This is a genomic window from Tenacibaculum sp. SSH1-16, from assembly GCF_040104435.1.
Classification (GTDB): domain Bacteria; phylum Bacteroidota; class Bacteroidia; order Flavobacteriales; family Flavobacteriaceae; genus Polaribacter; species Polaribacter mesophilus.
Genome location: NZ_JBECOV010000014.1, coordinates 1 through 24,680 on the forward strand (window position 1 = coordinate 1; position 24,680 = coordinate 24,680).

A 24,680-nucleotide genomic window follows, 5' to 3' on the forward strand; every position below is an offset into this window, starting at 1 on the left:
TACTCACTTATCAAAAATTGATACTTCTGTAAATAGCTTCGAACTAGAGTTAAATCATCTGTATTTATACGCATAACAAAATATAAGATTTTGTCAACGAATTAGTTAACCTTTACAGTAATGACGTAAAAAAATATAGGGTGAGGTTTGTGACTGTGTGTATAGAAAAATGTTTGTTTAACAAACATTTTTACTGCACTTATGCTACATTGTTGGTATCGCCTACAATATCGTAATCTACACCATCTGGTCCATCTCCTATCTTATAGGTACTTACATCAAATAAGCCTTGACCTTCACAGTCTGGATTACACGGCAAACCTCCTTCATTTAATACTACAGAATCTGCCTGTAACACGGTTAACGTTGTTGGTACACGAGTTTCCCAAGCACCTTCTACTTCACCTTCAATAGTTTGCATTTCTTCTGCAACAGAAACATATAAATCGTCATCCATATCGGTAACCATTCCTTGACCATTCCAAATTTCACCAGTTTTCATATACCAGTTTACAGCTTCTTCAAAACCTGGACGTACCGGTACTACTGATCTTGCCATACCACTTTGTAAAAAGGCTTGAAAAATAGGATCGCTACCTTCGTTGTACTCAAAATTAGCATCCCAACTACCTTCTGCTCCATAGAAATAAGGATAGAATGTATACGCCATAATTTCCCAATCAAATGCTTGTTCAAAAAACTTAACTGTTTCAGCGTGCTTTTGAAATTTAGCCGTTCTTACAACATGTTTGGCATCCACTTCTTTACCTTCTTCTTTATAATTATCTTGAGCGGTAACAACATCAAAAGGTTTTGTCATTAAATCGATAGCAATACGTTTTAATTCACGCTTTTCAATACTACGGTTTATTTGAGAACTTAGTTCTTTTTTCTTTTCATTAGGCTCTTTTTCAGTTTCTTGAGATTTTTTTAAATCTTCATATTCTTTTAAACGCTCATTATAAGCATCTATAATAGCTTTATAAGTTTCATTTTGCCATTTTTCAATACCTTTTCTATCTACCCTACACTTTATAACTACATTTAAACTACCTGTAAAAAAATCAACTTGTGTAGCAGAAACAGCAACATTACCTGTATGTCCTGACATTGTTCTAGTAACCTCTTTATGCAACTTCGGTTGATTTTCTCTATCTGTTATTTTAATGCTTCCTACATTAATAAAGAACCCTTTTGCATTTGCAGCTTTATCATCCTCCACACCTGTATAACTTACATTAACTTCAACCGACTCATAACCCTCAGGTAATTTTACATCCCCTTCAATTGAAGATGATTCATAAGCGTTAATAGTTTTAGTCGAATCTAATTTAAAAGATTCACTAACATAAATCTCATTAACTGGTGCGGTTTCAACCTCTGCATTATAAATCGAAGCTAAATACTGATAATTGTTTTGGTTTAATTCTTTTGAGTTATTAATCGCATACATTCTTAAACCACTTGGATGAACAGGTTTTCCCAAAATATCAAATCCTGTTGGTGTTTTTTCATTTTCTCCGCCATTTTTCAAATATGATTCAATATAAAACTTCGCAGGTTCTGGTAACGCAAATTCATACATTAAGCGTTTACCATAATTTATCAACTTATTCTTATAAATCTTATCTACCCAACGATACACTCCTGTAACGTGTTTATCTCCTTTACGGTTATCAAATCCATGAGTATTATTCTCTTCATATTCTCGTAATATACGAGACGTACGTTTGGTACTAATTTTCTGAACCACACGTTCTAAAGCTCTTTCTGTTACCTCCTGAGCATACGTTTGCGCTTGTAAATTAGAATCAGAAGCAGAAGTTGATGAAGAGTTATTATAATTAGCTCCTGCAGAAAATCTAGTTTTAGCAAATTCAGCAGACACACTTGCATTTGCTCCAAAACTAGTAGCATTATCACTATTTACAATAGACGACGCTTCGTTTTGCATTTCATTACGTTCTGTTGAGGTAGTGTCCGTCAAGTTTTCTACTTCTTTTTCTGTTGTTGTTTCCGTAGTTGTTTCTGAAACTCTTAAGTCCCTAGTAGAACGTTCTTTATATTCGCGTGCCATGATATTTTCTATGTGCGACACTTCTCCGGGCACATAGCAACACACTTCTTGTTCTACTCGCCTAAAATCTGCTACTCCTAATTGAGATATTCCATAAAGAACATCTTTTCCATCATTACTTGTATCCCCTGAAGCATTACCACTAACTATACATTGACCAACAAAATTGTTAGTTATTTCATAGTACCCATCATCAAACTTAACCTGAAACATAATGTTTTTAAACTCTAACGACACTCCGTTACTTAAAACAAAACTACCGTTCAAACCAAATACAGGTCCTGAAATTAACTGTTGTAAATTTTCTGGAAATAACTCAATTCGTAACAACGTATCATCAAAACTAGCAGGACTACTCTTAAATGAAGTACCAGTATACGGTACCTGAGCATCAACATCATCTAAAGTATAACTTGCCTGTGTTACTCTTACATTAGTAGAATCTTCAACCTTTAAAAACATAATAATTTTTGATCCTTTCCCCATTTGACCAAAAACATCTCCCGAATAAGAGTACAGTGGTGTACTTTTACTAAGGTTATAATTTAGAGTACCTCCTTGAATAGAAACAGCTCTCACTTTTTCTGGAGTGTTTTCTAAAATTTTCTGATTCTCTTCTTTTATTTTTTGTCTAAGAACCGTTTTTGCCTCATAAAAATTATCATATAATTTGAGTCCTTCAGAATTTAATAAATCTTTAGTCCCTTCTGAATACTGAAAAGTAGTTGTCGTTGTACCGTCCGCAGCTCTACTAATCTCTTCTGCTTTTTCAAATTCAAACTTAGGCAATTCTAAATCTGGATATATTTCTAATCTTTTTTCAAATCCTGATTTAGCGTCTACAATTGTTTGAATCGTTGGTTGAGCTGCGTTTTTTATATCTTCTACAGCTAATTCATGAGCTTGTAAAGCTTCTTTATATCGTACCTGCTCACTTTTATTATAAACATACTCAGCTTTTTCAATTTCCTTTAAACCTAGTTCATATTGTTGTAAACGTGTTTTAGCCATCTCAACCTGTAAACTAGATGTCAAATACTCTGATGAACTAGGACTTATGTTTGTAGCTCCTCCTTCAAATTGTTGATCTGAAATAACCACTTCTTTAGGCACAATAACACTTGCATTCGCTCTACGTACAAATTCTTTTTCATTTTCTTCTGTAAAAACAATTTCCCCCTCTGTTTCTTGTGAAAAGCTGTTAGTAAATACATTAAATGCTTTTAAAAACTTATTCGCTACCAACATTTGAATCAGTCCTTCTCGAACAATAGCCGATTCCTTATTAATGGTTTGATGAAATAAGTTTTCCCATAAAACTAACTCTTCATCAACAGTAAGTTCTTGTGCTGCATATAAATTAGCATCAATACCAGCATACGATAATACTGTCTTATTGCGCACTAACCATCCAGAAAACTGATATAACGCTTCGTGTAAATTTTTAATCTCTACCCTACTAGCTATTGGTGTAAAATTCGTACTATAAGCTCCTTTTAATGCTGTTTTTCTTTCTTCATCTGTAGTAGCTCCTTGTATTGCTTGAAAAGCTAAACTTTCTGCTTTTTTTTCTTCTGGAAAGGAAACAAATCCAGTTTCTTTGTCTTCAATTAATTGTGGACTACGTAATGTTACAAACCTAAATAGGTTTGATTTGATTGGTTTTTTACTCATTTTTATAAAATTTAATTAATTTTTTAATCAAGCTCAAAAAGAGCCCTGTTTAGTTGCTTTTCTAACAGTTCTTTTTTCTTGATTTTGGTTTTATTCAAAAAAATGTTTGAATAAACGAGTATAGATTTCAAAAAAGTGAAGAAAATCAAGTTGAAATCTTAAAAACACAATCGCTAAAACCACACAAATGTTTGATTATTACAATTTTTTTGTATATTAGCAATTCATTAACGAGGCAAATATAAAACATATTACACATTCAAACAAACAAAAGTTTAATTATTTTTGCAATATGTAAAAACATAAAATGTTATGGGAATTTCCGAAAAAATAGCAGCAATTAGAGATGCTTTTAACTTAAATAACTTTTCTTTTTCAAAAAAAATAGGTGTTACTGGAACTACTATAGATAGCATTATTAATGGGAGACCTCAATCTGACGGTAGTAGAAAAAAAACAAAACCTGGTTACGATGTTCTTACTTCTATTATTAATGAATTTAACATTAATCCTGATTATTTATTTGGAAAAAGTGATATAATGCTAAAAACAAAACCTACAGATATTCAAACATATTCTGGAGTTCCTCAGGTTGTTTCTGTGAATTCTTCAGGTAATGAAAACGTGGTTTATGTTCCTATACAAGCAAGAGCTGGTTATTTAAATGGTTATGGAGATTCAAATTATATAGAACAACTTCCTTCTTTTAATATGCCTCATCTTAACAATGGCACCTTTCGTTGTTTTGAAGTACAAGGAAACTCTATGGTGCGTACTTTTTTTGATGGAGATTTAGTTTTTGGAAAGTATGTTGAGAATTTACATGATATTAAAGATGGTCGTGTATATATAATTGTAAGTAAAAATGATGGTATTGTTTTAAAACGTGTAATTAATAGAATAGAAGAAAGAGGTAAACTTATTTTAAAAAGTGATAATAAAGATGGTAACTACCCTACTTATACCATAAATGCTGAGGAAATTATGGAAGTTTGGTATGTAACTATGTTCGCCTCTAAACAAATGCCTGAACCTATTGATGTTTATGATAGATTACACGATTTAGAAAGTAAAATTGTTGAATTAGAAGAGCAAATTAGCAGTAAAAATTAATTTTTATGCTTAAAAAACTGCTTTTTTTAGTTCTTTTACTGCCTTTTTATACCACTGCACAATCCAACTGGCAACAATTTAAAAAATTACAAGGAGCTCAAAAAACATGGGTACTACTCCATCCTTTTAAAGCAAAAAAAGCTTTTATTGTTTCACGTGAAGCATCAAGAGTAAGTGACTCTCTAAGAGTTTCTCCCTTGTTAGATGGCGATCATGCAGGTGGACAAGTAGATGCATTTCGTCATGCTTTTTGGATGGCTTTATTAAAACAATCAATTGGTGAAAATGCTGCTCGTTCACTTGGCAAAGCTCACGAAAAAGACAACTACAAAACCTACAAAGAACGAAAGTTAGAAGATGGTGTTATTCCTGATCAAATTTCTTCAGAAATGGATTTATTTAACAACGAAGTTGGTTTAACACTTTCCAAAAAAGGTGGTAACCTTTCTAAAAATGGATTAATTTACAGAGTAATCAACGCTATTCATCAAGGAAAATTAAAAATTATTAAAAAAGATAAAAACGGTAATTTTCTAACTTGTAATAATGAGATGATTCCTAAAAAAACATTAATTGGCAAGTGGAAGAATAACAAATGTTTGGTTAGTTCTAATTATAATAGATAAATGCAAAAAGTATATGTAATTTCAGGCACCATGTGTACGGTAGATTTATGGCAATATGTTTTTCCTAAACTAAAAAACATACTTCTAGTCCATATTGATATTACTCCTGCTAATTCTTTTGAGGAAATTAATCAAATTATACTGAATCACATTGAAGAACCAGCCACTATCATTGGGTTTTCTTTAGGTGGGTTTTCTGCTATGAACTTTAGTGTTCATTATCCTGAAAAAGTGAAAAAATTAGTTATAGTTGTTGCTAACACTGATGGGTTGAATGAGTCGGAAATTCAATTACGAAAAAGCACTATTGACTTTTTAGAAAAACACACCTACAAAGGAATCTCTCAAGCAAGAATTCAACAATTTTTACACCCAGATAATCACTGTAATTCCGAAATTATTTCTGTTATAAAAAAAATGGATGCTGACTTAGGAAAAGACGTACTACTTCGTCAGTTAAAAGCAACTTCAACTAGATTAAATATTTCACAAGAAGTTTTAAATTTAAACATCCCTATCTTTTTTATTGCTGCCGAAAATGATGCGCTTATCAACCCAAAAAAACTAAAAGAGTTTGCCAATAAAACTGAAAGAGGAACATACGTAATGATTAAGAATTGTGGTCATATGGTTCCTCTTGAAAAACCTGAAGAACTGGCATCAATAATGAACCTAACCATCAACGAATAATATAAAATGTCAACCAGCCTTAATAATGTTATCAGTTACAACCCTAATTTTTTAACTGAAAAAGATGCTACAGAGTTATTTAAACAATTAATAAGCCTGTCTGAACTTACAAAAATGATGGAAATGAGACTTTCATCTGATGAGGTAATTAAATACAACTTTGGTAAATTAATGTTTATTGACCCTGATTTAATGGAGAAAAATATTTTTCAAAAATCAGCTTGGGGAAACACTATGATATGGCCAAAATATATGCTTCCTTTAAAAAAGCAAGTTGAAGAACACACTAGACAAGAATTTAAAACTTGTGTATGTATTTATTATCCTAATGGAAATTCTGGCATTGATTATCATTCAGATAAAGTTGCTTTTGGAAATACTGATATTATTCCTTCCCTTAGTTTAGGTGAAGAACGTATGTTTTATCTTCGAGAAAATAAAACTATGATTGAAAACAAGATACTTCTGGAGCATGGGAGTTTATTAGTTATGAAAAAAGATTGTCAAGAATACTACGAACACAGCCTACCCAAAAATCCTGAATATTTAAAACCAAGAGTCAATTTAACATTCAGAAAATATGGTTTTTGAAACCCCATACATCAAAAAAAGCTTAAATTCACTCTCATTTTTTCCTCTACAAATATCAAAAAAACTGTTTTCTTAATTCACTATTTAAACCCATTCTAAATATTTAAGAAAACAATTCGTAAAGTTTGTTCAAGTACTGTCATCCTCTTAAATTTGTGCTATTATTTAATCAATCAACAAAATAATGAGCGGATTACTAAAATCTTCTATCGGAAGAAAGTTTGCCATGGCACTTTCGGCATTCTTCCTGATGTTTTTCTTATTACAACATTTTGCAATTAACATCACCTCAATTTTTCCAGATAATGGAGCAACATTTAACAAATTGTCGCACTTTATGGGAACTAACGGTTTGGTACAGTATGTAATGCAACCAATCTTAATTTTTGGTGTTGTTTTTCACTTTGTAATGGGATTCATCTTAGAAATGAAAAACAACAGTGCACGTAAAGTAAGTTATGCTAAAAATAACGGAGCTGCGAACTCTACTTGGATGAGTAGAAACATGATTTATAGTGGAGCCGCTATTTTAGCGTTTATTGTTTTACACTTTATCGATTTTTGGTTTCCAGAAATCAACACCAAATTCATTCAAGGTGATATGTCTGGTTTAATAGACCCATACAACTCAGAAAGTGGGTTAAGATATTTTGAAGAATTACAACACAAATTTGTAAATCCACTTAGAGTAGGTGCTTATGTAATTGCTTTTGTTTTCTTAGCATTACATTTATTACACGGATTTAATTCTGCTTTCCAATCTGTGGGAGCAAATAATAAATATACTAAAGGATTGAAAACTTTTGGTAAGCTTTACGCAATCTTAATTCCGTTAGGATTCGTAATTATTGCATTATTTCATCATTTCAATCACTAATACGCAACAAGTATGGCAACTTTAGATTCAAAAATTCCAAAAGGTCCATTAAAAGATAAATGGACAACTTATAAAGATAAAATTGACTTGGTAAACCCTGCTAACAAACGTTTAATTGACGTTATTGTAGTGGGTACTGGTTTAGCGGGTGGTTCTGCTTCTGCAACGTTAGCAGAATTAGGATATAACGTTAAAGCTTTTGCTTACCAAGATTCACCTCGTCGTGCACACTCTATTGCAGCACAAGGTGGTATTAACGCAGCAAAAAACTATCAAGGTGATGGTGATTCTTTTTACCGTTTATTTTATGATACAGTAAAAGGTGGAGATTACCGTTCTCGTGAAGCAAACGTTTATCGTTTAGCTGAGGTTTCTGCAAATATTATTGACCAATGTGTGGCTCAAGGAGTTCCTTTTGCACGTGATTATGGTGGTCAATTAGATAACCGTTCGTTTGGTGGAGTATTAGTATCTCGTACCTTCTACGCGAAAGGTCAAACTGGTCAGCAGTTATTATTAGGAGCGTATTCGGCAATGAACCGTCAAATTGCTCGTGGTAAGATTGAAATGTTCAATCGCCATGAAATGTTAGATTTGGTAATTGTTGATGGAAAAGCTCGTGGTATTATTGCTCGTAACCTAGTTACTGGTGAAATTGAGCGTCACTCTGCACATGCAGTAGTAATTGCTTCTGGTGGATATGGAAATGTATATTTCTTATCAACCAACGCAATGGGATCTAACGCTACAGCTGCTTGGAAAGTTCACAAAAAAGGAGCATTCTTTGCGAATCCTTGTTACACGCAAATTCACCCAACTTGTATTCCTCGTTCGGGAGACTATCAGTCTAAACTAACCCTAATGTCTGAATCGTTACGTAACGATGGTCGTATTTGGGTTCCTAAGAAAATGGAAGATGTATTAGCTATTAGAGAAGGAAAATTAAAACCAACTCAAATTGCTGAAGAAGATAGAGATTACTACTTAGAAAGAAGATATCCTGCCTTTGGTAACTTAGTACCTCGAGATGTGGCTTCTCGTGCTGCAAAAGAGCGTTGTGATGCCGGTTACGGCGTAAATGCTACTGGTGAAGCTGTTTACTTAGATTTTAAATCTGCTATTGAGCGTTATGGTAAAGAGCAATGTAAATTACATGGAATTAAAAACCCTTCACAAGAGAAAATTATTGCTGAAGGTGAAAAAATAGTAGAAGCTAAGTACGGGAACTTATTTCAAATGTATGAAAAGATTGTAGATGACAATCCATACAAAACACCAATGATGATTTATCCTGCAACTCACTACACCATGGGTGGAATTTGGGTAGATTATAACTTAATGACTACTATTGATGGTTGTTATGCTATTGGTGAAGCAAACTTCTCTGATCACGGTGCTAACCGTTTAGGAGCTTCTGCATTAATGCAAGGTTTGGCTGACGGATACTTTGTGTTACCTTACACAATTGGTGATTATTTATCTAACGATATCCGTACAGGTAAAATTTCAACTGAAACTAAAGAATTTGAAGAAGCTGAAAAAGCGGTTAAAGATCGTATTGATTTCTTCATTAACAATAAAGGAGAGCATTCTGTAGATTACTACCACAAGAAATTAGGAAAAATTATGTGGGAAAAATGTGGAATGGCACGTAACGAACAAGGTTTAAAAGAAGCGATGGCTGAAATTAAAGCGTTACGTGAAGATTTCTGGAAGAATGTAACAGTTCCCGGAGGTGCAAATGAAATGAACCCAGAATTAGAAAAAGCAGGAAGAGTTGCTGATTTCTTAGAGTTAGGAGAGTTATTTGCTAAAGATGCCTTAAACAGAACTGAGTCTTGTGGAGGACACTTTAGAGAAGAGTCTGTTGAATTAGACGGACCTCAAAAAGGAGAAGCAAAACGTGATGATGCAAACTTTGCTTACGTTTCTGCTTGGGAGTATAAAGGAGAACCAGCTGATGCTGTATTACACAAAGAAAAATTAGAGTTTAACGATATTGAACTAAAACAACGTTCATACAAATAAGAAAAGAGATATGAGTAACATGAATCTTACGCTAAAAATTTGGAGACAAAAAGGAGCGAACGATAAAGGGAAAATGGTCGAATATAAGGTGACCGATATTTCCGAGCATATGTCTTTCTTAGAAATGATGGACGTATTAAACGAACAATTAGTTAATGCTGGTGAAGAGCCTGTAGCATTTGACCACGACTGTCGTGAAGGAATTTGCGGTATGTGTTCTATGTACATTAATGGTGAAGCACACGGACCAGATCGTGGAGTAACTACATGTCAGTTGCACATGCGTATGTTTAACGATGGAGATACTATTACAATTGAACCATTTAGAGCTGCTGCTTTTCCAGTAATTAAAGATTTAGTGGTTGATAGAGGTTCTTTTGAAAGAATTCAACAAGCAGGCGGTTATATTTCAGTAAACACATCAGGAAACACCACAGATGCCAATGCTATCTTGGTTCCTAAAGAAAATGCTGATAAAGCAATGGATGCTGCCACATGTATTGGTTGTGGTGCTTGTGTTGCTACTTGTAAAAACTCATCTGCCATGTTATTTGTTGGAGCAAAAGTATCTCAATATGCTTTATTACCTCAAGGACAGGTTGAAGCGACTGAGCGTGTTAAAAACATGGTTGCTCAAATGGATTTAGAAGGTTTTGGTAACTGTACTAATACTGGAGCTTGTGAAATTGAATGCCCGAAAGGAATTTCTTTAGAAAACATTGCTCGTATGAACTCAGAGTTCTTAAAAGCTAGCTTTAAAGGATAAAATAAGACACCTATACATAAAAAAACCGAGGCTAATGCTTCGGTTTTTTTATACCTTCTTTTATACTTAATATTTACACACTTATGCCTTTTTTAAATTTAAAGAAATGAAAAGCATATACATTTGTCTCCGATGATTACAATATGGTAATCCGGGGGGGCTATCTATTACTAAATCAATCATATCTCCAATTAGAGATAAAAAGCCTGAGCTTATAAACTCAGGCTTTTAAATTATTAAACTCTATCTTTTTCTTTCTCTTTTTCAACATGCCCTTTTATTTTTAACATTTTTCTAGATGCTTTAGCATTCGATATAATCGTAATGGCTTTTGAAAACCCTCCTACTCTTCTTGTATCATATGATACTTCTATTTGCCCTTTTTCACCTGGCATAATTGGTTTTTCTGGTTTTTTAGGAACTGTACACCCACAAGTGGATTTAATATCTTTTATAATCAACGGTTCAGTACCAATATTTGTAAACTCAAACACACGAACCCCATCAGCGCCTTGTTTAATTTTTCCGTAATCGATTGATGCTGTTTCAAATTGAAACTCTTGAGCGTTTGCCATAATTGCCATTAATCCTACAATTACACATAATACAGTATTTCTCATTTTTAATATTTTTTAGTTAGTAATAAATATTTTATTTCTTCGAATTTATCTTAATATATCCCCATAAAAAAACTAATCGTATACACTACTTTAAAACATGTACAAACAACTTATAACATGTTATTGATACAAAGAAAAATGTCGTTGGTACTTTCTGCTTTGATTACAGCTTATATTTTGTTTACTTTGAAATACACAATGAACCTTTTAAAAAAACATAGCGCTGAAATTTTAATCCACTTACTTTTTTGGGCTTTATTTATCTTTATCTCACTTTTTGTATTTACCCAATATTATTGGGCAGAAAACCCTTTTTTACAGTACTTTTTTATTCTTATCATTATCGTATATACTAACAATCAACTATTGTTACCGCTATTCGTTAAAAAGAAATGGTATGTGTTATACGGAATTGCTTTTGTTCTTATTTCTGTTTTAGCAACTCAACTATACTGTAATGTTTTTGCACGTTGTGGATGTTCTATTATGAAATGTTTAAGCGATTATTTATGGCAAACTCTAGTACCTCTATTATTTTTCTCTTTTATATGGATGTTGTTTAAGTTTTTAGACGGACAAGAAAAATTAGCACAAACAACCCAAGAACGAACAGAAATGGAGTTGAAGTTTTTAAAATCACAAATAAATCCGCATGTGCTCTTAAATAATTTAAACACGATTTACGCATATTCTATTGACAAACCTAACCAAACCCCTGATTTAATCTTAAAACTCTCAGAAAACCTTAAACATGTCTTATATGAGACAATTTCTGAAAAGGTTTCTCTTGAAAAAGAACTACTTTTCATACAAAACTATATCGATTTTCAAAAAATTCGAACTGAAGGAGTGAAAGAAATTGATTACCATTATAAAACTGATAGTAATCAATACCAAATTGCTCCACTCCTTTTAATTACCATTATTGAAAATGCTTTTAAACATAGCATTGCATATAGTAAGATTGGTATTTTTATCAACGTTACTAACCATCAATTACATTTAATATGTAGTAATCAATTCAATATAAACACAAATAAAAATACCAAAGCCATTGGCTTAGAAAACTTAAAAAAGAGATTGCTATTAATTTATCCAGATAATCATTCTCTTTACATTCATCAAAAAGGAGATGTTTTTACTATAGAACTGAAAATAGATCAATTATGAAATGTATAATTATTGAAGATGAGTTGCCTGCGCAAGCTATTTTGAAAAAGTATATCGGTAAAATTCCAGATACTGAAATTGTACATGCTTTTCAAACAGCTATACAAGCTAATGAGTTTCTGAAAAACAATACTGTTGATGTTATTTTTCTAGATATTAATTTACCTGATATTTCTGGATTAGACTTTATAAAAACAGTTAAAAACCCTCCTAAAATAGTTATTACAACTGCATACCCTGATTATGCAGTAAATAGTTTTGAGTTAGAAACAATTGTTGATTATTTGGTAAAACCCTTTTCTTTTGATCGCTTTTTAAAAGCAATTAGTAAAGTAGAAAGTCAATTATTAAAATCAAAAACTTCAGAAAAAGAAGCTACTTATTTGAATATAGATAAAATTATACATAAAGTATATCTAGCCGATATTTTATACTTAGAATCTGATCGAAACTATGTGCATTTTATCACCTCATCAAAAAAATTGACGATTATAGATTCATTAAAAAACTGGAAGGAAACTCTAAATTCAAACAAATTTGTACAAATACACAAATCATATATTGTAAATTTAGAAAAGATTGAAAAATATACAGGAACTTTTCTTTATGTAGAAAACATCAAAATTCCTATTGGTAGAACTTATAAAAATAACCTATTGACTCTTTTAAAAATTAAGAATCAATAGGTTATTGGGACTACTCCCAAGTATTTTCAGCTGCATCACCATTCCAAATAACCGTAGCTAAATACGGATTATCAATAAACGGATTTCTGTTTCCTTGCGCATTAGCAACTGCGTTGTTACGTTGTATCTCTAAATCAGATACAGGATCTTCAGCATTCCACTGTAACAATAAAGTAACCATATTACTATCAGAAGCTGTAACAGAACCGACAGCTACATTCTTTGGTAAACATCTATCTCCATATCGCAAGTACATGTACATCATCATACGAGCAACATCTCCTTTCCATTCATTACCAGGGTACCAGTTCCCTGAAACGTCTCCGGCATTCCCTGTACCTGCAGCAAATAATTTATTCCCTCTTTGAGAATTAAAAGTTACATCTGAAGGCCTTAAATGATGCGCATCTGCCCCTGGACCTGAAGTTCCTAAATTTGGATTTCCTAATGACTTAGGGTATACATGCTCTCTATTCCAATCTCCTGTATTCCCTCCATTGGCATCTTTACTACGAGTTCTATCTGTTACATAATTACCATCTGTATCGTCATGACCATAAATTAAAACTACTTTGCTATTATCGTTAGGGTCTAAGTCTGATTGTTTTAATACATTCCAAACATCTGGTGTATAATCTAAGAAGGTAGTATGACTATTAATAATTTCAGTAGCTAAAACATCTTTTAAAGAACTTCCTGTTAAGGTAAAGTCTACATCTTTATAATATTCTGATAATTCAGAAGGGATATTAAAACTTCCTGGATTACCATTGGCTGAAGAATTTACATTAATGATTACCGTTGCAATAGAACAATTACTTGGCGTAATTGTACTGCAAATAGTATACTTAAAAGAATCTGTACCTACAAAATCTTGTGCTGGCGTGTATATAAAAGCATTATTGCTCTTAACTATAGTTCCATTTCTTGCAGAACTAGTCTCAAACGTTACTTTTACATTTCCTGAAGTATAAGTATCATTCTCTAAAAAACTAGCTAATACATTCTCTTTATTTTCTTCAGCTTCAAAGGAATCATCAACAGCTACTACTTTATCTTCTGTTGGTACAACATCACTATCACTTCCTCCACAATTAATAAACAACATTAAAATTGTTATTATTCCTATTATTTTCTTCATGATTCTATCTTAAATAATTAGTCTTTTTTATGTTTATCATGCACTTTGGTAGGTACATTATCATTCCATACTGTTAAAATATCTGTCGCTACACTTGCTCCACTTCCTGCTGCAATTGCAAACTGACTTCTCCACCCAGCTAAGGTTCCGCAAACATATAACCCTTCTTTTATTAAGTGGTTGAAATTACGTAACTGAATTCTATCTTTCATAGCATTTGCTCTAATATGACGCTCTACATATTGTTCTAAACCAGCTATTTCAAAAGGTTTTGAATAGTTTAGGGCTATAACAACTTTTTTACTGTAATATTCATTTTTATTAGTGATTATCTTATATCCATTTTCATCATCCAAAACAGCTATCACTTTTTCATTTTCAATTTGAGATACTTCTGGGTATAAATTTTTTAACTGATTTCTACCGCTTTCTAGAATATCTTTTCCTAAAGTTTCTGGAGCTAAGCCTAGAACATTATTAAAGAGAGCATCTTGTAGGTGAGAAGAACGCTGATGCATTATAATTCCAACTGTTTTTCCTTTTGCATATTCTTTAGTAAGTGCAGAACCTAAAACTAAAGCGCATTGCATACCTGATACTCCTCCTCCAACAATAAGTACATCAAAAACCATAGTTAAGCTACTAACATTTTAAAGTTAGCCGCAAATAATTTAACTGCAATAGCTAACAAGATTACACCAAATATTTTTCTTATAATTTTTATTCCGTTTGGTCCAATTACTTTTTCAATTTTTCTGGACGTTTTTAACACAATATAAATTACAATTACATTTAATAAAACGGCTACAATAATATTTTCAAGGTTAAATTCCGCACGTAATGAAAGTAGTGTTGTTAAGCTACCAGGACCTGCTATTAATGGGAAAGCTAAAGGAAAAACAGTTGCACTTAATGCTTCCTCATCATCTTCTTTATAAAGAGTAATTCCTAATATCATTTCTAATGCTAGGAAAAACAAGATAAAAGCACCTGCCACTGCAAATGAGTGTACATCTATACCTATTAAATTTAATAGTCTCTGTCCTAAGAATAAAAACAGAATCATAATAAATCCTGCTATTACAGAAGCTTTTTCTGATTGAATGTGTCCTACTTTTTTACGTAAATCAATAATGATAGGAATGTTTCCAACAATATCAATTACCGCAAATAATACCATAAAGGCTGTGAAGATTTCTTTGAAGTTAAAGTCCATAGTTGCTATATTTTCGCGTGCAAAATTATATAAGTAATGTTACAATCTAGTATTTTTGCATTTAAATTTACAAGAAGTTAATATAAACTTCCCAATATTAAAGACATTTTATGTTTCAATTAGGAAAAACCATCGTTTCAGAAGACCTTATAGAAAAAGAGTTTGTTTGTAACTTATCTGCATGTAAAGGGGCTTGTTGTATAGATGGCGATGCGGGAGCACCCCTTGAAAAAGAGGAAACAATAATTTTAGAAGAAATATACCCAAAAATTAAACCTTTTTTACGAAAAGAAGGAATTGAAGCTATTGAAAAACAAGGTACTTGGGTTACTAGTGATTTTGGTGAACTGGAAACTCCTTTAATTAATGATGCCGATTGTGCTTATGTTATTTTTGATGATAAAGGCACTGCCTTATGTGCCATTGAAGAAGCATATAACCAAGGTATTGTAGATTGGAAAAAACCTGTTTCTTGCCATTTGTATCCTGTTCGTGTAAAGGATTATAGTGAATTTGCTGCCGTAAACTACCACAAATGGGAAATTTGCGACGATGCTTGTTCTTTAGGTAAAGAATTACAAGTTCCTGTATACAAATTTGTAAAACAAGCTTTAATTAGAAAGTTTGGCCAAAACTGGTATGATGAACTTGAAAAAACAGCAGAAAAATATTTAAAAAAATAAGATAAAAAACGACGCTAAATAGCGTCGTTTTTTATCTTATTAGTATATATACTTAACTAATATTTCCCATTATTTTTCTGTGTAAACGAATAGCATATCCATCAGATAAACCTGCAACATAGCTTGAAATTTGCATAATTCTATCATATAAGCTTTCTTTATCTTGTTGATATTCCTGTGGAATTAGATTAAGTACTAACTTATCATAATTAGATTGTTTATCATCAAATTTATTATTTAAAGCAGTTACAAAAACATCTAGAAGATCTGCTATGATTTTATATCCTGCAACTTCTTTTTCAACAACCTCTTTACTTCTGTAAATTTTATCAACACTTAATTTAATAATATCATTAATCTGAGCTTCATATTTACATTTATCTAATAACCCTTTATCAAAGGTTCCATTTAAAATAGCTTTTTCATTATCTAAAAAGATGGCTACTGCTTCATTAATTAATACTCCTATGGCTAAGGCACGTAAATAACTTACACGATCTTTAGTATGCTGTAATGAATGGTATTTTTTACTATCAATCGTATCTTTTACCAACTTAATCATATATTCTAAGGCATAATCTTCTTCAATTAAACCTAGATTGATTCCATCTTCAAAATCGATAATTGTATAACAAATATCATCAGCTGCTTCAACTAAGTATGCTAATGGGTGACGATAATAAGAAACTCCTTCAGATTCTTTTTTCAATAACCCTAAATCTTGCACAACATCTAAAAAAGCATCTTTTTCTGATTGAAAAAAGCCATATTTCTTATCTACTATATGCTTAGTAGGCTTCTTCGGCAAACTCTCTTTAGGGTACTTTAAAAAAGCTCCTAGTGTTGCATATGACAAACGTAAACCTCCTTGAATTCCTTCTCTATTTTCTGTTAGGATTTTAAACCCGTTGGCATTTCCTTCAAAATCTATTAAATCTTGATATTCTAAATCGGTTAATTGGTCTTTATACTGAAGTCCTTTTCCTGTTTTAAAATATTCTCCAATGGCTTTCTCTCCTGAATGTCCGAATGGTGGATTCCCAATATCGTGCATTACTGATGCCGCAGCTACAATAGCTCCAAAATCATTAAAAGTGTATCCTAGTTCTTTTAATTTTGGGTGGCGCTCTAGTAATTCTTTACCTACTCTTCGTCCCAACGTGCGCCCTACAACTGATACTTCTAAACTATGCGTTAAACGTGTATGAACAAAATCGGTTTTTGATAATGGAATTACTTGTGTTTTATCTTGCAAACTACGAAAAGCCGATGAAAATATAATTCTATCAAAATCTACCTCAAAACCTAAACGAGTTTCATCTTGTTTTGCACGTTCACGTTTTTGGGTATCACCAAAACGTTTTAAAGAAAGGAGTTGTTCCCAGTTCATCATTCGTAAATAAAATTTTGTCGAAAATACAAAATCTTTACCCTAAACCTAGTTTTTCTTCTATATCATATTCTCTAATAACCTCTCTATCCGACGCAGCTACTCCTAACCATTCTGTAAAATTTTTCACCTTGTAATGTAAACATCCATCCATATAATAAGCTAATGACCATTCATTATCCTTTCTCTCTTCATGAGTTAACCAACACCATGCTCCTCCGTTTGAGTCTCCTATCATTAAAGAAAGTAAACTTTCTGTCATAATCTTCTCCTCTCCTAAATAAACAAATTCGTTTAAAGTTTTATTGTAATCGTATTCTTTATAAAAGCCTCCATTTTGGATGCTATCTATATTTTGTACAAAAACCCAATCGCCTCCATCTCCAAAATATTTCAGAAATAGTTTATATGACTTTGGGAGTTTTAGATTTAACTTCTCTTCAATCATTTTAATTTCTTCATCAGTTAATGTTTTTCCAACATTCTCATGATAATGGTAGTTTTCTAATAACCTAACTATACTTTTAGAAATAGGATGATTGTAATCAGTAGAATTCCTAAATTTATCTAGCAAACTTTTTGCTTTACTCCTAACAGCTTTTTTCTTTTCTATTTTACCTGAATCAATTCTGTTATTCTTTCTTAAAATAGCAACAGCGGCGGAAAAAATGCCAAGAATTATAAAATATTTTATCTCCATAGACCTCTAAAATATTAAAAAAGAGAAGCCTATCGACTTCTCTTTATCACTTTTAATTTAATTCTAGCTTAAGATCCACACATTAAACAATCGTCTGGTCCTTCTGCATTTTTAGAAGCTTCAACCATCGCTTTGAATTCATCTGTACTCATTGGCTTGTCTTCTTCCTTCTTTTCTATATTTAACGTAAACTGCTTCGCATTTACAGCAGATTTGGTACGTAAATAATACATTCCTGTTTTTAATCCAGATTTCCATGCGTAGAAGTGCATTGAGGTTAACTTCGCATAATCAGGATCTTGCATAAATAAGTTTAACGATTGAGATTGATCGATGAAGTATCCTCTATGACGTGCCATATCGATAATATCTTTCATACTCATTTCCCAAACGGTTTTGTATAAATCTTTTAAGTTTTGTGGAATAGCATCAATATGTTGAATTGATCCGTTGGCACGCATAATATCTTCCTTCATATCATTATCCCATAAACCTAACTCTACTAAATCTTCTAATAAATGTTTATTTACTACGATAAACTCTCCTGATAATACTCTACGTGTGTAGATATTAGAAGTATATGGTTCAAAAGCTTCATTGTTTCCTAATATTTGAGAAGTAGATGCTGTAGGCATTGGCGCTACTAATAATGAGTTACGAACTCCATGTTTTTTTACGTTTTTTCGTAGTTTTTCCCAATCCCAACGACCGCTCAACTCATCGTCTTTGATTCCCCACATATTGTGCTGGAATTCTCCTTGTGACATTGGGGAACCTTCATAAGTTGAATAGGCTCCTTTTGCCTTAGCAACTTCCATTGATGAGGTTACAGCAGCAAAATATAATGTCTCAAAAATTTCTTGGTTAAGCTTCTTCGCTTCTTCTGAAGTAAACGGTAAACGTAACATGATGAAAGTATCTGCTAATCCTTGAATTCCTAATCCTACTGGACGGTGACGGAAATTAGAGTTTTCTGCTTCTTTTACAGGATAATAGTTACGATCGATTACTGTATCTAAATTACGGATTACTTTTTTCGTTACTTTAAATAACTTTTGATGATCGAAGAACTTATTTCCGTTTTCATCTTCTGCAACAAACATTGGTATTGCTATTGATGCTAAGTTACATACTGCCACTTCATCTTCAGCAGTATACTCCATAATCTCAGTACATAAATTTGAAGATCGAATCGTTCCTAAATTCTTTTGATTTGACTTACGGTTTGCTGCATCTTTATACAACATGTACGGAGTACCTGTTTCTATTTGTGATTCTAAGATTTTCTCCCATAAATCACGTGCTTTAATAGTTTTTCTTCCTTTCCCAGCAGCTTCATAACTTGTATACAAACGCTCAAACTCTTCACCATACGTATCGTATAAATGAGGGCACTCATGTGGACACATTAACGTCCAATCAGCATCTTCTTGCACACGCTTCATGAATAAGTCTGAAATCCACATTGCATAGAATAAATCACGCGCACGCATTTCTTCTTTACCGTGGTTTTTCTTCAAGTCTAAAAAGTCAAAAATATCTGCATGCCAAGGCTCTAAATACATTGCAAAAGACCCCTTACGTTTTCCTCCTCCTTGATCTACATAACGTGCTGTATCGTTAAATACACGTAACATTGGTACAATACCATTTGAGGTTCCGTTAGTACCTGCAATATAACTTCCCGTAGCACGGATATTGTGAATAGATAAACCTATACCTCCTGCAGATTGTGAAATTTTAGCTGTCTGTTTTAAAGTATCATAAATTCCATCAATACTATCGTCTTGCATTTGTAGCAAGAAACAAGATGACATTTGTGGTTTTGGCGTACCTGAGTTAAATAATGTTGGTGTTGCATGGGTAAAATATTTTTTACTCATCAATTCGTATGTAGCAATTGCCTCGTCAATATCTTCCTTGTGAATACCTATCGCAACACGCATTAACATTTGTTGTGGACGTTCAACAATGTTTCCGTTTAACTTTAATAAATAAGAACGTTCTAATGTTTTAAAACCAAAATAATCGTAATTAAAATCACGACTGTAGATAATTGTTGAATCTAATTTATCGGCATTATTCATGATAATTTTGTACACATCATCTGCTAGTAAAGGAGCTTTATTTCCTGTACGTGGATTGATATATTCGTACAAATCGGTCATTGTTTCCGAAAACGATTTTTTGGTATTCTTATGTAAGTTAGATACGGCAATTCTCGCTGCTAATTTCGCATAATCAGGATGAGCAGTTGTCATTGTCGCAGCAATTTCTGCTGCTAAATTATCTAATTCAGAAGTAGTTACCCCATCATACAGTCCTTCAATAACACGCATTGCTACTTTTACTGGATCAACTATATTGTTTAATCCATAACACATTTTTCTAACCCTTGCTGTGATTTTATCGAACATCACAGGCTCTTTTCTGCCGTCTCTTTTTACTACATACATATTGATATTGGTTTTTGTTGGTTAATAGCGTCGTCAAAACATAGTTGTTTATGACAACATGTAAAATGTTAATACTAGTTTGTTTCTTTTGAAACGATTATAACGCTAAAGCACTGAAAAAAGTGCTCTAGCTGAGTAATACTGCATGTAGGGGAAATAGCAGCTTATTGGTTCCTAAAAATCTGCATCAAAGCTGATGCTTCCTGTACCTCCAGATTTTACTCCGGCTTTTTGGTACTCTGATACTCTTTTTTCAAAGAAGTTAGTTTTTCCTTCCAAAGAAATCATTTCCATGAAATCAAATGGATTGGTAGACTCATACTCTTTTTCGCATCCGAATTCTAAAAGTAGTCTATCGGTAACATATTCTAAATACTGAGTCATTAACGTTGCATTCATACCTATTAAACTCACAGGTAAAGATTCCGTTATAAATTCTCTTTCAATATCTAAAGCTGAGATAATAATATCTCTTATTCTTTCTTTTGGAACTTTGTTTACTAAGTGATTGTTGTGTAAGTGTACAGCAAAATCACAATGCATACCCTCATCACGAGAGATTAACTCGTTTGAGAATGTTAACCCAGGTAATAACCCACGTTTCTTTAACCAGAAAATTGAACAGAAAGAACCTGAAAAGAAAATTCCTTCAACTGCGGCAAAAGCGATTAAACGCTCAGCAAACGAATCAGATTCAATCCATTTTAAAGCCCAATCTGCTTTCTTTTTAATTGCTGGAAAAACTTCAATTGCCTTGAATAACCTATCTTTCTCTTCTTCATCCTTTATATATGTATCAATTAATAATGAATACGTTTCTGAATGAATATTTTCCATCATGATTTGGAAACCATAAAAGAATTTTGCTTCTGAGTATTGAACTTCGTTTACAAAGTTTTCTGCTAAATTTTCATTTACAATTCCATCAGATGCAGCAAAAAATGCTAAAACATGCTTAATAAAGTAACGCTCATCGTCTGTTAGTTTAGTGTTCCAGTCTGTTAAGTCTGAATGTAAATCAATTTCTTCAGCAGTCCAAAAACAAGCTTGTTGCTTTTTATACCATTCCCATAAGTCATTATGTTGAATTGGAAAAATTACAAATCTGTCTTTGTTTTCTTGTAAAATTGGTTCAATCGATGCCATGCTTTTTAAGCTCTTTTTAGTGTGTTATTTTTATTCCCTGAGTACAGAAACAAAGATTGGAAAAATTGCTATATTTTGAAAGCTATACTTATTCACAAATCCCTTGAAGTTTTTAACAAAACACTTTTTTTCCTTCAATTTACAATATTTTTACATTTTACAAAAACCTACAAATCAAATACTTAAAATTAAAAAAAATGCTTGACAAGTGATACTCACTGAGTTTCTTATTTTGTGTTTAAACATAAAAAAAGTGACACTTTTTGCGCCACTTTTTAAACCTTTGTATTCTTCTTTTTTAGGTTATTTTTTAACCTTTAAAACATCCTCTATTATTTGTTCAATTTGTTTTTTTGGTAATGCTCCATGAGCCATTTGAGGTTCATCGTTAGCAGGACAAAATAACATAGAAGGAATACTTCTTATTCCAAAAGCAGCAGCTAATTCTTGTTCTGCTTCTGTATCTATTTTATAAATATGAACTTTCCCTTCATACTCTGCACTTAATTCTTCCAAAACAGGAGCTAATGCTTTACATGGTCCACACCAATCAGCATAAAAATCAATTATTGCAGGTAATTCTCCTTCAAACTTCCATTCTTTATTTTCTTCATAATTAAAAACCTTTTTTAAAAAAGCTTCTTTGTTTAAATTTTCAGTCATGCTTATTGTATTATAATTACGTAAAGGTAGTCGTTTTTATTTCAATAGATTTACAAAGCTGTTTTTGTTAAAATCATCTTAAAATAAATGACTATGAGTGTTTTTCTTCTAACTTTGGTCTAATTAACCAATTTTTTAATCATGAGAAAAATCCTTCTTCCCATTATTTGTGCAGGAACAATTTTAGTTTCTTGTAAAGAAGAAAAGCAATCTAAAAAAAATATTAGTGTGAACTATCCAGAAACAACTAAAAAGCCTGTTGTAGATGAATATTTTGGTACTAAAGTAACTGATAACTATCGTTGGTTAGAAGACGATAGAAGTACCGAAACTGAAGCTTGGGTAAAAGCTGAAAATGAAGTTACTTTCGATTACTTAGACAAAATTCCATATCGTAAACAGTTAAAAGACCGTTTATCTGAATTATGGAACTATGAAAAAGTAGGAACTCCATTTAAAGAAGGTGATTACACCTATTTTTATAAAAACAATGGATTGCAAAACCAATATGTTCTATACAGAAAAGATAAAGAGGGTAAAGAAGAAGTTTTCTTAGATCCTAATACGTTTGCTGAAGATGGAACTACATCGTTAGGTTCAGTAAGCTTTACCAAAGACGGAAAAACTGTAGCCTATGCAATCTCTGAAGGAGGAAGTGATTGGAGAAAGGTTATTATAATGGATGCTGAAACCAAAGAAATTAAAGAAGATACTTTAGTTGATGTAAAATTTTCTGGAATAGCTTGGAAAGGAAACGAAGGTTTTTACTATTCTAGTTATGACAAACCTAAAGGAAGTGAATTATCTGCTAAAACAGATCAACATAAATTATACTTCCATAAGTTAGGAACTCCTCAAAGTTCCGATGAAGTTATTTTTGGGGCTACTCCAGAAGAAAAACACCGTTATGTTGGTGGATATTTAACAGAAGACAACAAATATCTATTAATTTCTGCTTCAACCTCAACTTCTGGAAACAAGTTATTTATTAAAGATTTAACAAACCCTAATAGTAAATTAACACCTATCATTGACAATTTTGATAGTGATACTGGTGTAATAGACAGTAGAGGAAGTAAATTATACTTAGTTACTAACTTGAATGCTCCTAACAAGAAAATTGTTACTGTAGATGCTGCAAACCCAACACCTGAAAACTGGGTAGATTTTATTCCTGAAACTGAAAATGTATTATCTCCATCAACAGGAGCTGGATACTTCTTTGCAAAGTATATGGTAGATGCTGTTTCTAAAGTATTACAATATGATTTTGACGGAAAATTAATCAGAGAAGTAAAATTACCAGGCGTAGGTTCTGCAGGTGGTTTTGGAGGAAAAACTGATGCAAAAGAATTATACTTTTCTTTTACCAATTATAACACTCCTAGTTCTTCATATAAGTTCAACCCAGAAGATGGAACTTATGAACTATACTGGAAACCTGCTATTTCGTTCAACGCAGATGAGTATGAAAGTAAGCAAGTATTTTATACTTCAAAAGATGGAACAAAAGTTCCTATGATTATTACCTATAAAAAAGGATTAGAGTTAAACGGTAAAAATCCAACTATTTTATATGGTTATGGCGGATTCAATGTAAGCTTAACTCCTAGCTTTAGTATTGCCAATGCGGTTTGGATGGAACAAGGTGGTGTATATGCTGTACCAAACTTACGTGGTGGTGGTGAATATGGTAAAAAATGGCACGATGCAGGTACACAGTTAAAAAAGCAAAATGTATTTGATGATTTTATTGCTGCTGCTGAATACCTAATTAAAGAAAATTATACTTCTTCTGATTACTTAGCTATTAGAGGAGGATCAAACGGAGGTTTATTAGTAGGAGCTACGATGACACAACGTCCTGATTTAATGAAGGTAGCTTTACCTGCAGTAGGCGTGTTAGATATGTTACGTTACCACACATTTACAGCTGGAGCAGGTTGGGCGTATGACTACGGAACTTCTGAACAAAGCAAAGAAATGTTTGAATATTTAAAAGGATATTCACCAGTACACAATGTAAAAGAAGGTACTCAATATCCTGCAACTATGGTAACCACAGGAGACCATGATGATCGTGTAGTACCAGCTCATAGTTTTAAGTTTGCTGCTGAATTACAAGAGAAACAACAAGGAGACAACCCTGTATTAATTAGAATTGAAACCAATGCGGGTCATGGAGCTGGAACTCCTGTAGCAAAAACTATTGAGCAGTATGCTGATATTTTTGGATTTACTTTATTTAACATGGGATTTGAAACATTACCAAATGCTCCAAAATCGAAAATAAAAAGTTAAAACTGTAACATTTTTATAAAAACAGACTCTTATTAGAGTAAATTTACTACCTCGGGACAAAATCTC

Annotated in this window: 21 protein-coding genes; 11 read left to right on the forward strand and 10 right to left on the reverse strand. The window is 32.4% G+C overall.

The genetic code is table 11. From position 1 onward, the window contains the following. Positions 1 to 199 precede the first annotated feature (199 nt). Complete coding sequence (locus tag ABMY20_RS13985) at positions 200 to 3,751, reverse strand: hypothetical protein (RefSeq protein ID WP_349265590.1); 3,552 nt, start codon at positions 3,749 to 3,751, stop codon at positions 200 to 202. Between the two features lie 312 nt (positions 3,752 to 4,063). Between ABMY20_RS13985 and ABMY20_RS13990 the strand changes: the two genes are divergently transcribed. The 7 genes from ABMY20_RS13990 (at position 4,064) to ABMY20_RS14020 (ending at position 10,442) form a co-directional block, all read left to right on the forward strand. Then, a complete protein-coding gene (locus ABMY20_RS13990) occupies positions 4,064 to 4,864 on the forward strand; it encodes a LexA family transcriptional regulator (RefSeq protein WP_349265591.1) in 801 nt (266 codons plus the stop codon). 5 nt (positions 4,865 to 4,869) lie between these two features. Then, positions 4,870 to 5,490: a hypothetical protein gene (locus ABMY20_RS13995; RefSeq protein WP_349265592.1), complete on the forward strand. Its 621-nt coding sequence runs from the start codon at positions 4,870 to 4,872 to the stop codon at positions 5,488 to 5,490. Further along, positions 5,491 to 6,180, forward strand: a complete 690-nt coding sequence (locus ABMY20_RS14000) for an alpha/beta hydrolase (protein WP_349265593.1) — start codon at positions 5,491 to 5,493, stop codon at positions 6,178 to 6,180. Between the two features lie 6 nt (positions 6,181 to 6,186). Beyond that, on the forward strand, positions 6,187 to 6,771 hold the full coding sequence (locus tag ABMY20_RS14005; RefSeq protein ID WP_349265594.1) for an alpha-ketoglutarate-dependent dioxygenase AlkB: 585 nt from the start codon (positions 6,187 to 6,189) through the stop codon (positions 6,769 to 6,771). A gap of 184 nt (positions 6,772 to 6,955) precedes the next feature. After that, positions 6,956 to 7,648, forward strand: coding sequence for a succinate dehydrogenase cytochrome b subunit (locus tag ABMY20_RS14010; RefSeq protein ID WP_253055548.1), 693 nt, complete (start codon positions 6,956 to 6,958; stop codon positions 7,646 to 7,648). A 12-nt stretch (positions 7,649 to 7,660) separates the two neighbouring features. After that, positions 7,661 to 9,676: a fumarate reductase/succinate dehydrogenase flavoprotein subunit gene (locus ABMY20_RS14015; protein ID WP_159610641.1), complete on the forward strand. Its 2,016-nt coding sequence runs from the start codon at positions 7,661 to 7,663 to the stop codon at positions 9,674 to 9,676. Positions 9,677 to 9,686: 10 nt separating this feature from the next. Then, positions 9,687 to 10,442, forward strand: coding sequence for a succinate dehydrogenase/fumarate reductase iron-sulfur subunit (locus ABMY20_RS14020; protein ID WP_047788102.1), 756 nt, complete (start codon positions 9,687 to 9,689; stop codon positions 10,440 to 10,442). A 236-nt stretch (positions 10,443 to 10,678) separates the two neighbouring features. On the opposite strand, the gene ABMY20_RS14025 is transcribed toward ABMY20_RS14020, so the two are convergent. Next, positions 10,679 to 11,062: a DUF1573 domain-containing protein gene (locus ABMY20_RS14025; RefSeq protein ID WP_125066371.1), complete on the reverse strand. Its 384-nt coding sequence runs from the start codon at positions 11,060 to 11,062 to the stop codon at positions 10,679 to 10,681. Positions 11,063 to 11,260: 198 nt separating this feature from the next. Here ABMY20_RS14025 and ABMY20_RS14030 point away from each other — a divergent pair, with 198 nt between their 5' ends. Next, a complete protein-coding gene (locus tag ABMY20_RS14030) occupies positions 11,261 to 12,232 on the forward strand; it encodes a histidine kinase (RefSeq protein WP_349265595.1) in 972 nt (323 codons plus the stop codon). Continuing rightward, positions 12,229 to 12,918, forward strand: coding sequence for a LytTR family DNA-binding domain-containing protein (locus ABMY20_RS14035; RefSeq protein ID WP_173360506.1), 690 nt, complete (start codon positions 12,229 to 12,231; stop codon positions 12,916 to 12,918). Before ABMY20_RS14030 ends, ABMY20_RS14035 begins: the two co-directional genes overlap by 4 nt. Positions 12,919 to 12,928: 10 nt before the next feature. On the opposite strand, the gene ABMY20_RS14040 is transcribed toward ABMY20_RS14035, so the two are convergent. Genes ABMY20_RS14040 through ABMY20_RS14050 form a run of 3 tightly spaced genes read right to left on the reverse strand, consistent with a single transcriptional unit; the run spans position 12,929 to position 15,275 of the window. After that, positions 12,929 to 14,059 carry an endonuclease gene (locus tag ABMY20_RS14040; RefSeq protein ID WP_349265596.1) on the reverse strand — a complete coding sequence of 377 codons (1,131 nt, stop codon included), beginning with the start codon at positions 14,057 to 14,059 and terminating at the stop codon, positions 12,929 to 12,931. Between the two features lie 17 nt (positions 14,060 to 14,076). Beyond that, the gene (locus ABMY20_RS14045) at positions 14,077 to 14,691 is read right to left on the reverse strand and encodes an FAD-dependent oxidoreductase (RefSeq protein ID WP_159610635.1); all 615 of its coding nucleotides are present in this window, start codon (positions 14,689 to 14,691) and stop codon (positions 14,077 to 14,079) included. Between the two features lie 2 nt (positions 14,692 to 14,693). Beyond that, positions 14,694 to 15,275 (reverse strand): MarC family protein, encoded by a 582-nt coding sequence (locus ABMY20_RS14050; RefSeq protein ID WP_047788084.1) that lies wholly within the window; start codon positions 15,273 to 15,275, stop codon positions 14,694 to 14,696. Positions 15,276 to 15,385: 110 nt separating this feature from the next. On the opposite strand from ABMY20_RS14050, the gene ABMY20_RS14055 reads away from it, so the two are divergent. Beyond that, positions 15,386 to 15,958, forward strand: coding sequence for a DUF3109 family protein (locus tag ABMY20_RS14055; RefSeq protein WP_349265597.1), 573 nt, complete (start codon positions 15,386 to 15,388; stop codon positions 15,956 to 15,958). Positions 15,959 to 16,010: 52 nt separating this feature from the next. Here the strand turns inward: ABMY20_RS14055 and ABMY20_RS14060 are convergent, their stop codons facing one another. The 5 genes from ABMY20_RS14060 to trxA all read right to left on the reverse strand — a co-directional run bounded on the left by ABMY20_RS14060 (position 16,011) and on the right by trxA (position 22,313). Next, complete coding sequence (locus tag ABMY20_RS14060) at positions 16,011 to 17,348, reverse strand: deoxyguanosinetriphosphate triphosphohydrolase (protein ID WP_073182733.1); 1,338 nt, start codon at positions 17,346 to 17,348, stop codon at positions 16,011 to 16,013. Positions 17,349 to 17,385: 37 nt separating this feature from the next. Then, positions 17,386 to 18,048, reverse strand: a complete 663-nt coding sequence (locus tag ABMY20_RS14065) for an SMI1/KNR4 family protein (RefSeq protein WP_349265598.1) — start codon at positions 18,046 to 18,048, stop codon at positions 17,386 to 17,388. Positions 18,049 to 18,116: 68 nt separating this feature from the next. Beyond that, positions 18,117 to 20,504, reverse strand: coding sequence for a ribonucleoside-diphosphate reductase subunit alpha (locus ABMY20_RS14070; RefSeq protein ID WP_349265599.1), 2,388 nt, complete (start codon positions 20,502 to 20,504; stop codon positions 18,117 to 18,119). 174 nt (positions 20,505 to 20,678) lie between these two features. Beyond that, positions 20,679 to 21,650, reverse strand: coding sequence for a ribonucleotide-diphosphate reductase subunit beta (locus ABMY20_RS14075; RefSeq protein WP_047788089.1), 972 nt, complete (start codon positions 21,648 to 21,650; stop codon positions 20,679 to 20,681). A 303-nt stretch (positions 21,651 to 21,953) separates the two neighbouring features. Then, positions 21,954 to 22,313, reverse strand: a complete 360-nt coding sequence (gene trxA / locus ABMY20_RS14080; protein ID WP_047788090.1) for a thioredoxin — start codon at positions 22,311 to 22,313, stop codon at positions 21,954 to 21,956. Between the two features lie 141 nt (positions 22,314 to 22,454). Here trxA and ABMY20_RS14085 point away from each other — a divergent pair, with 141 nt between their 5' ends. Beyond that, positions 22,455 to 24,614 (forward strand): prolyl oligopeptidase family serine peptidase, encoded by a 2,160-nt coding sequence (locus tag ABMY20_RS14085; protein WP_073182376.1) that lies wholly within the window; start codon positions 22,455 to 22,457, stop codon positions 24,612 to 24,614. Positions 24,615 to 24,680: the final 66 nt, after the last annotated feature.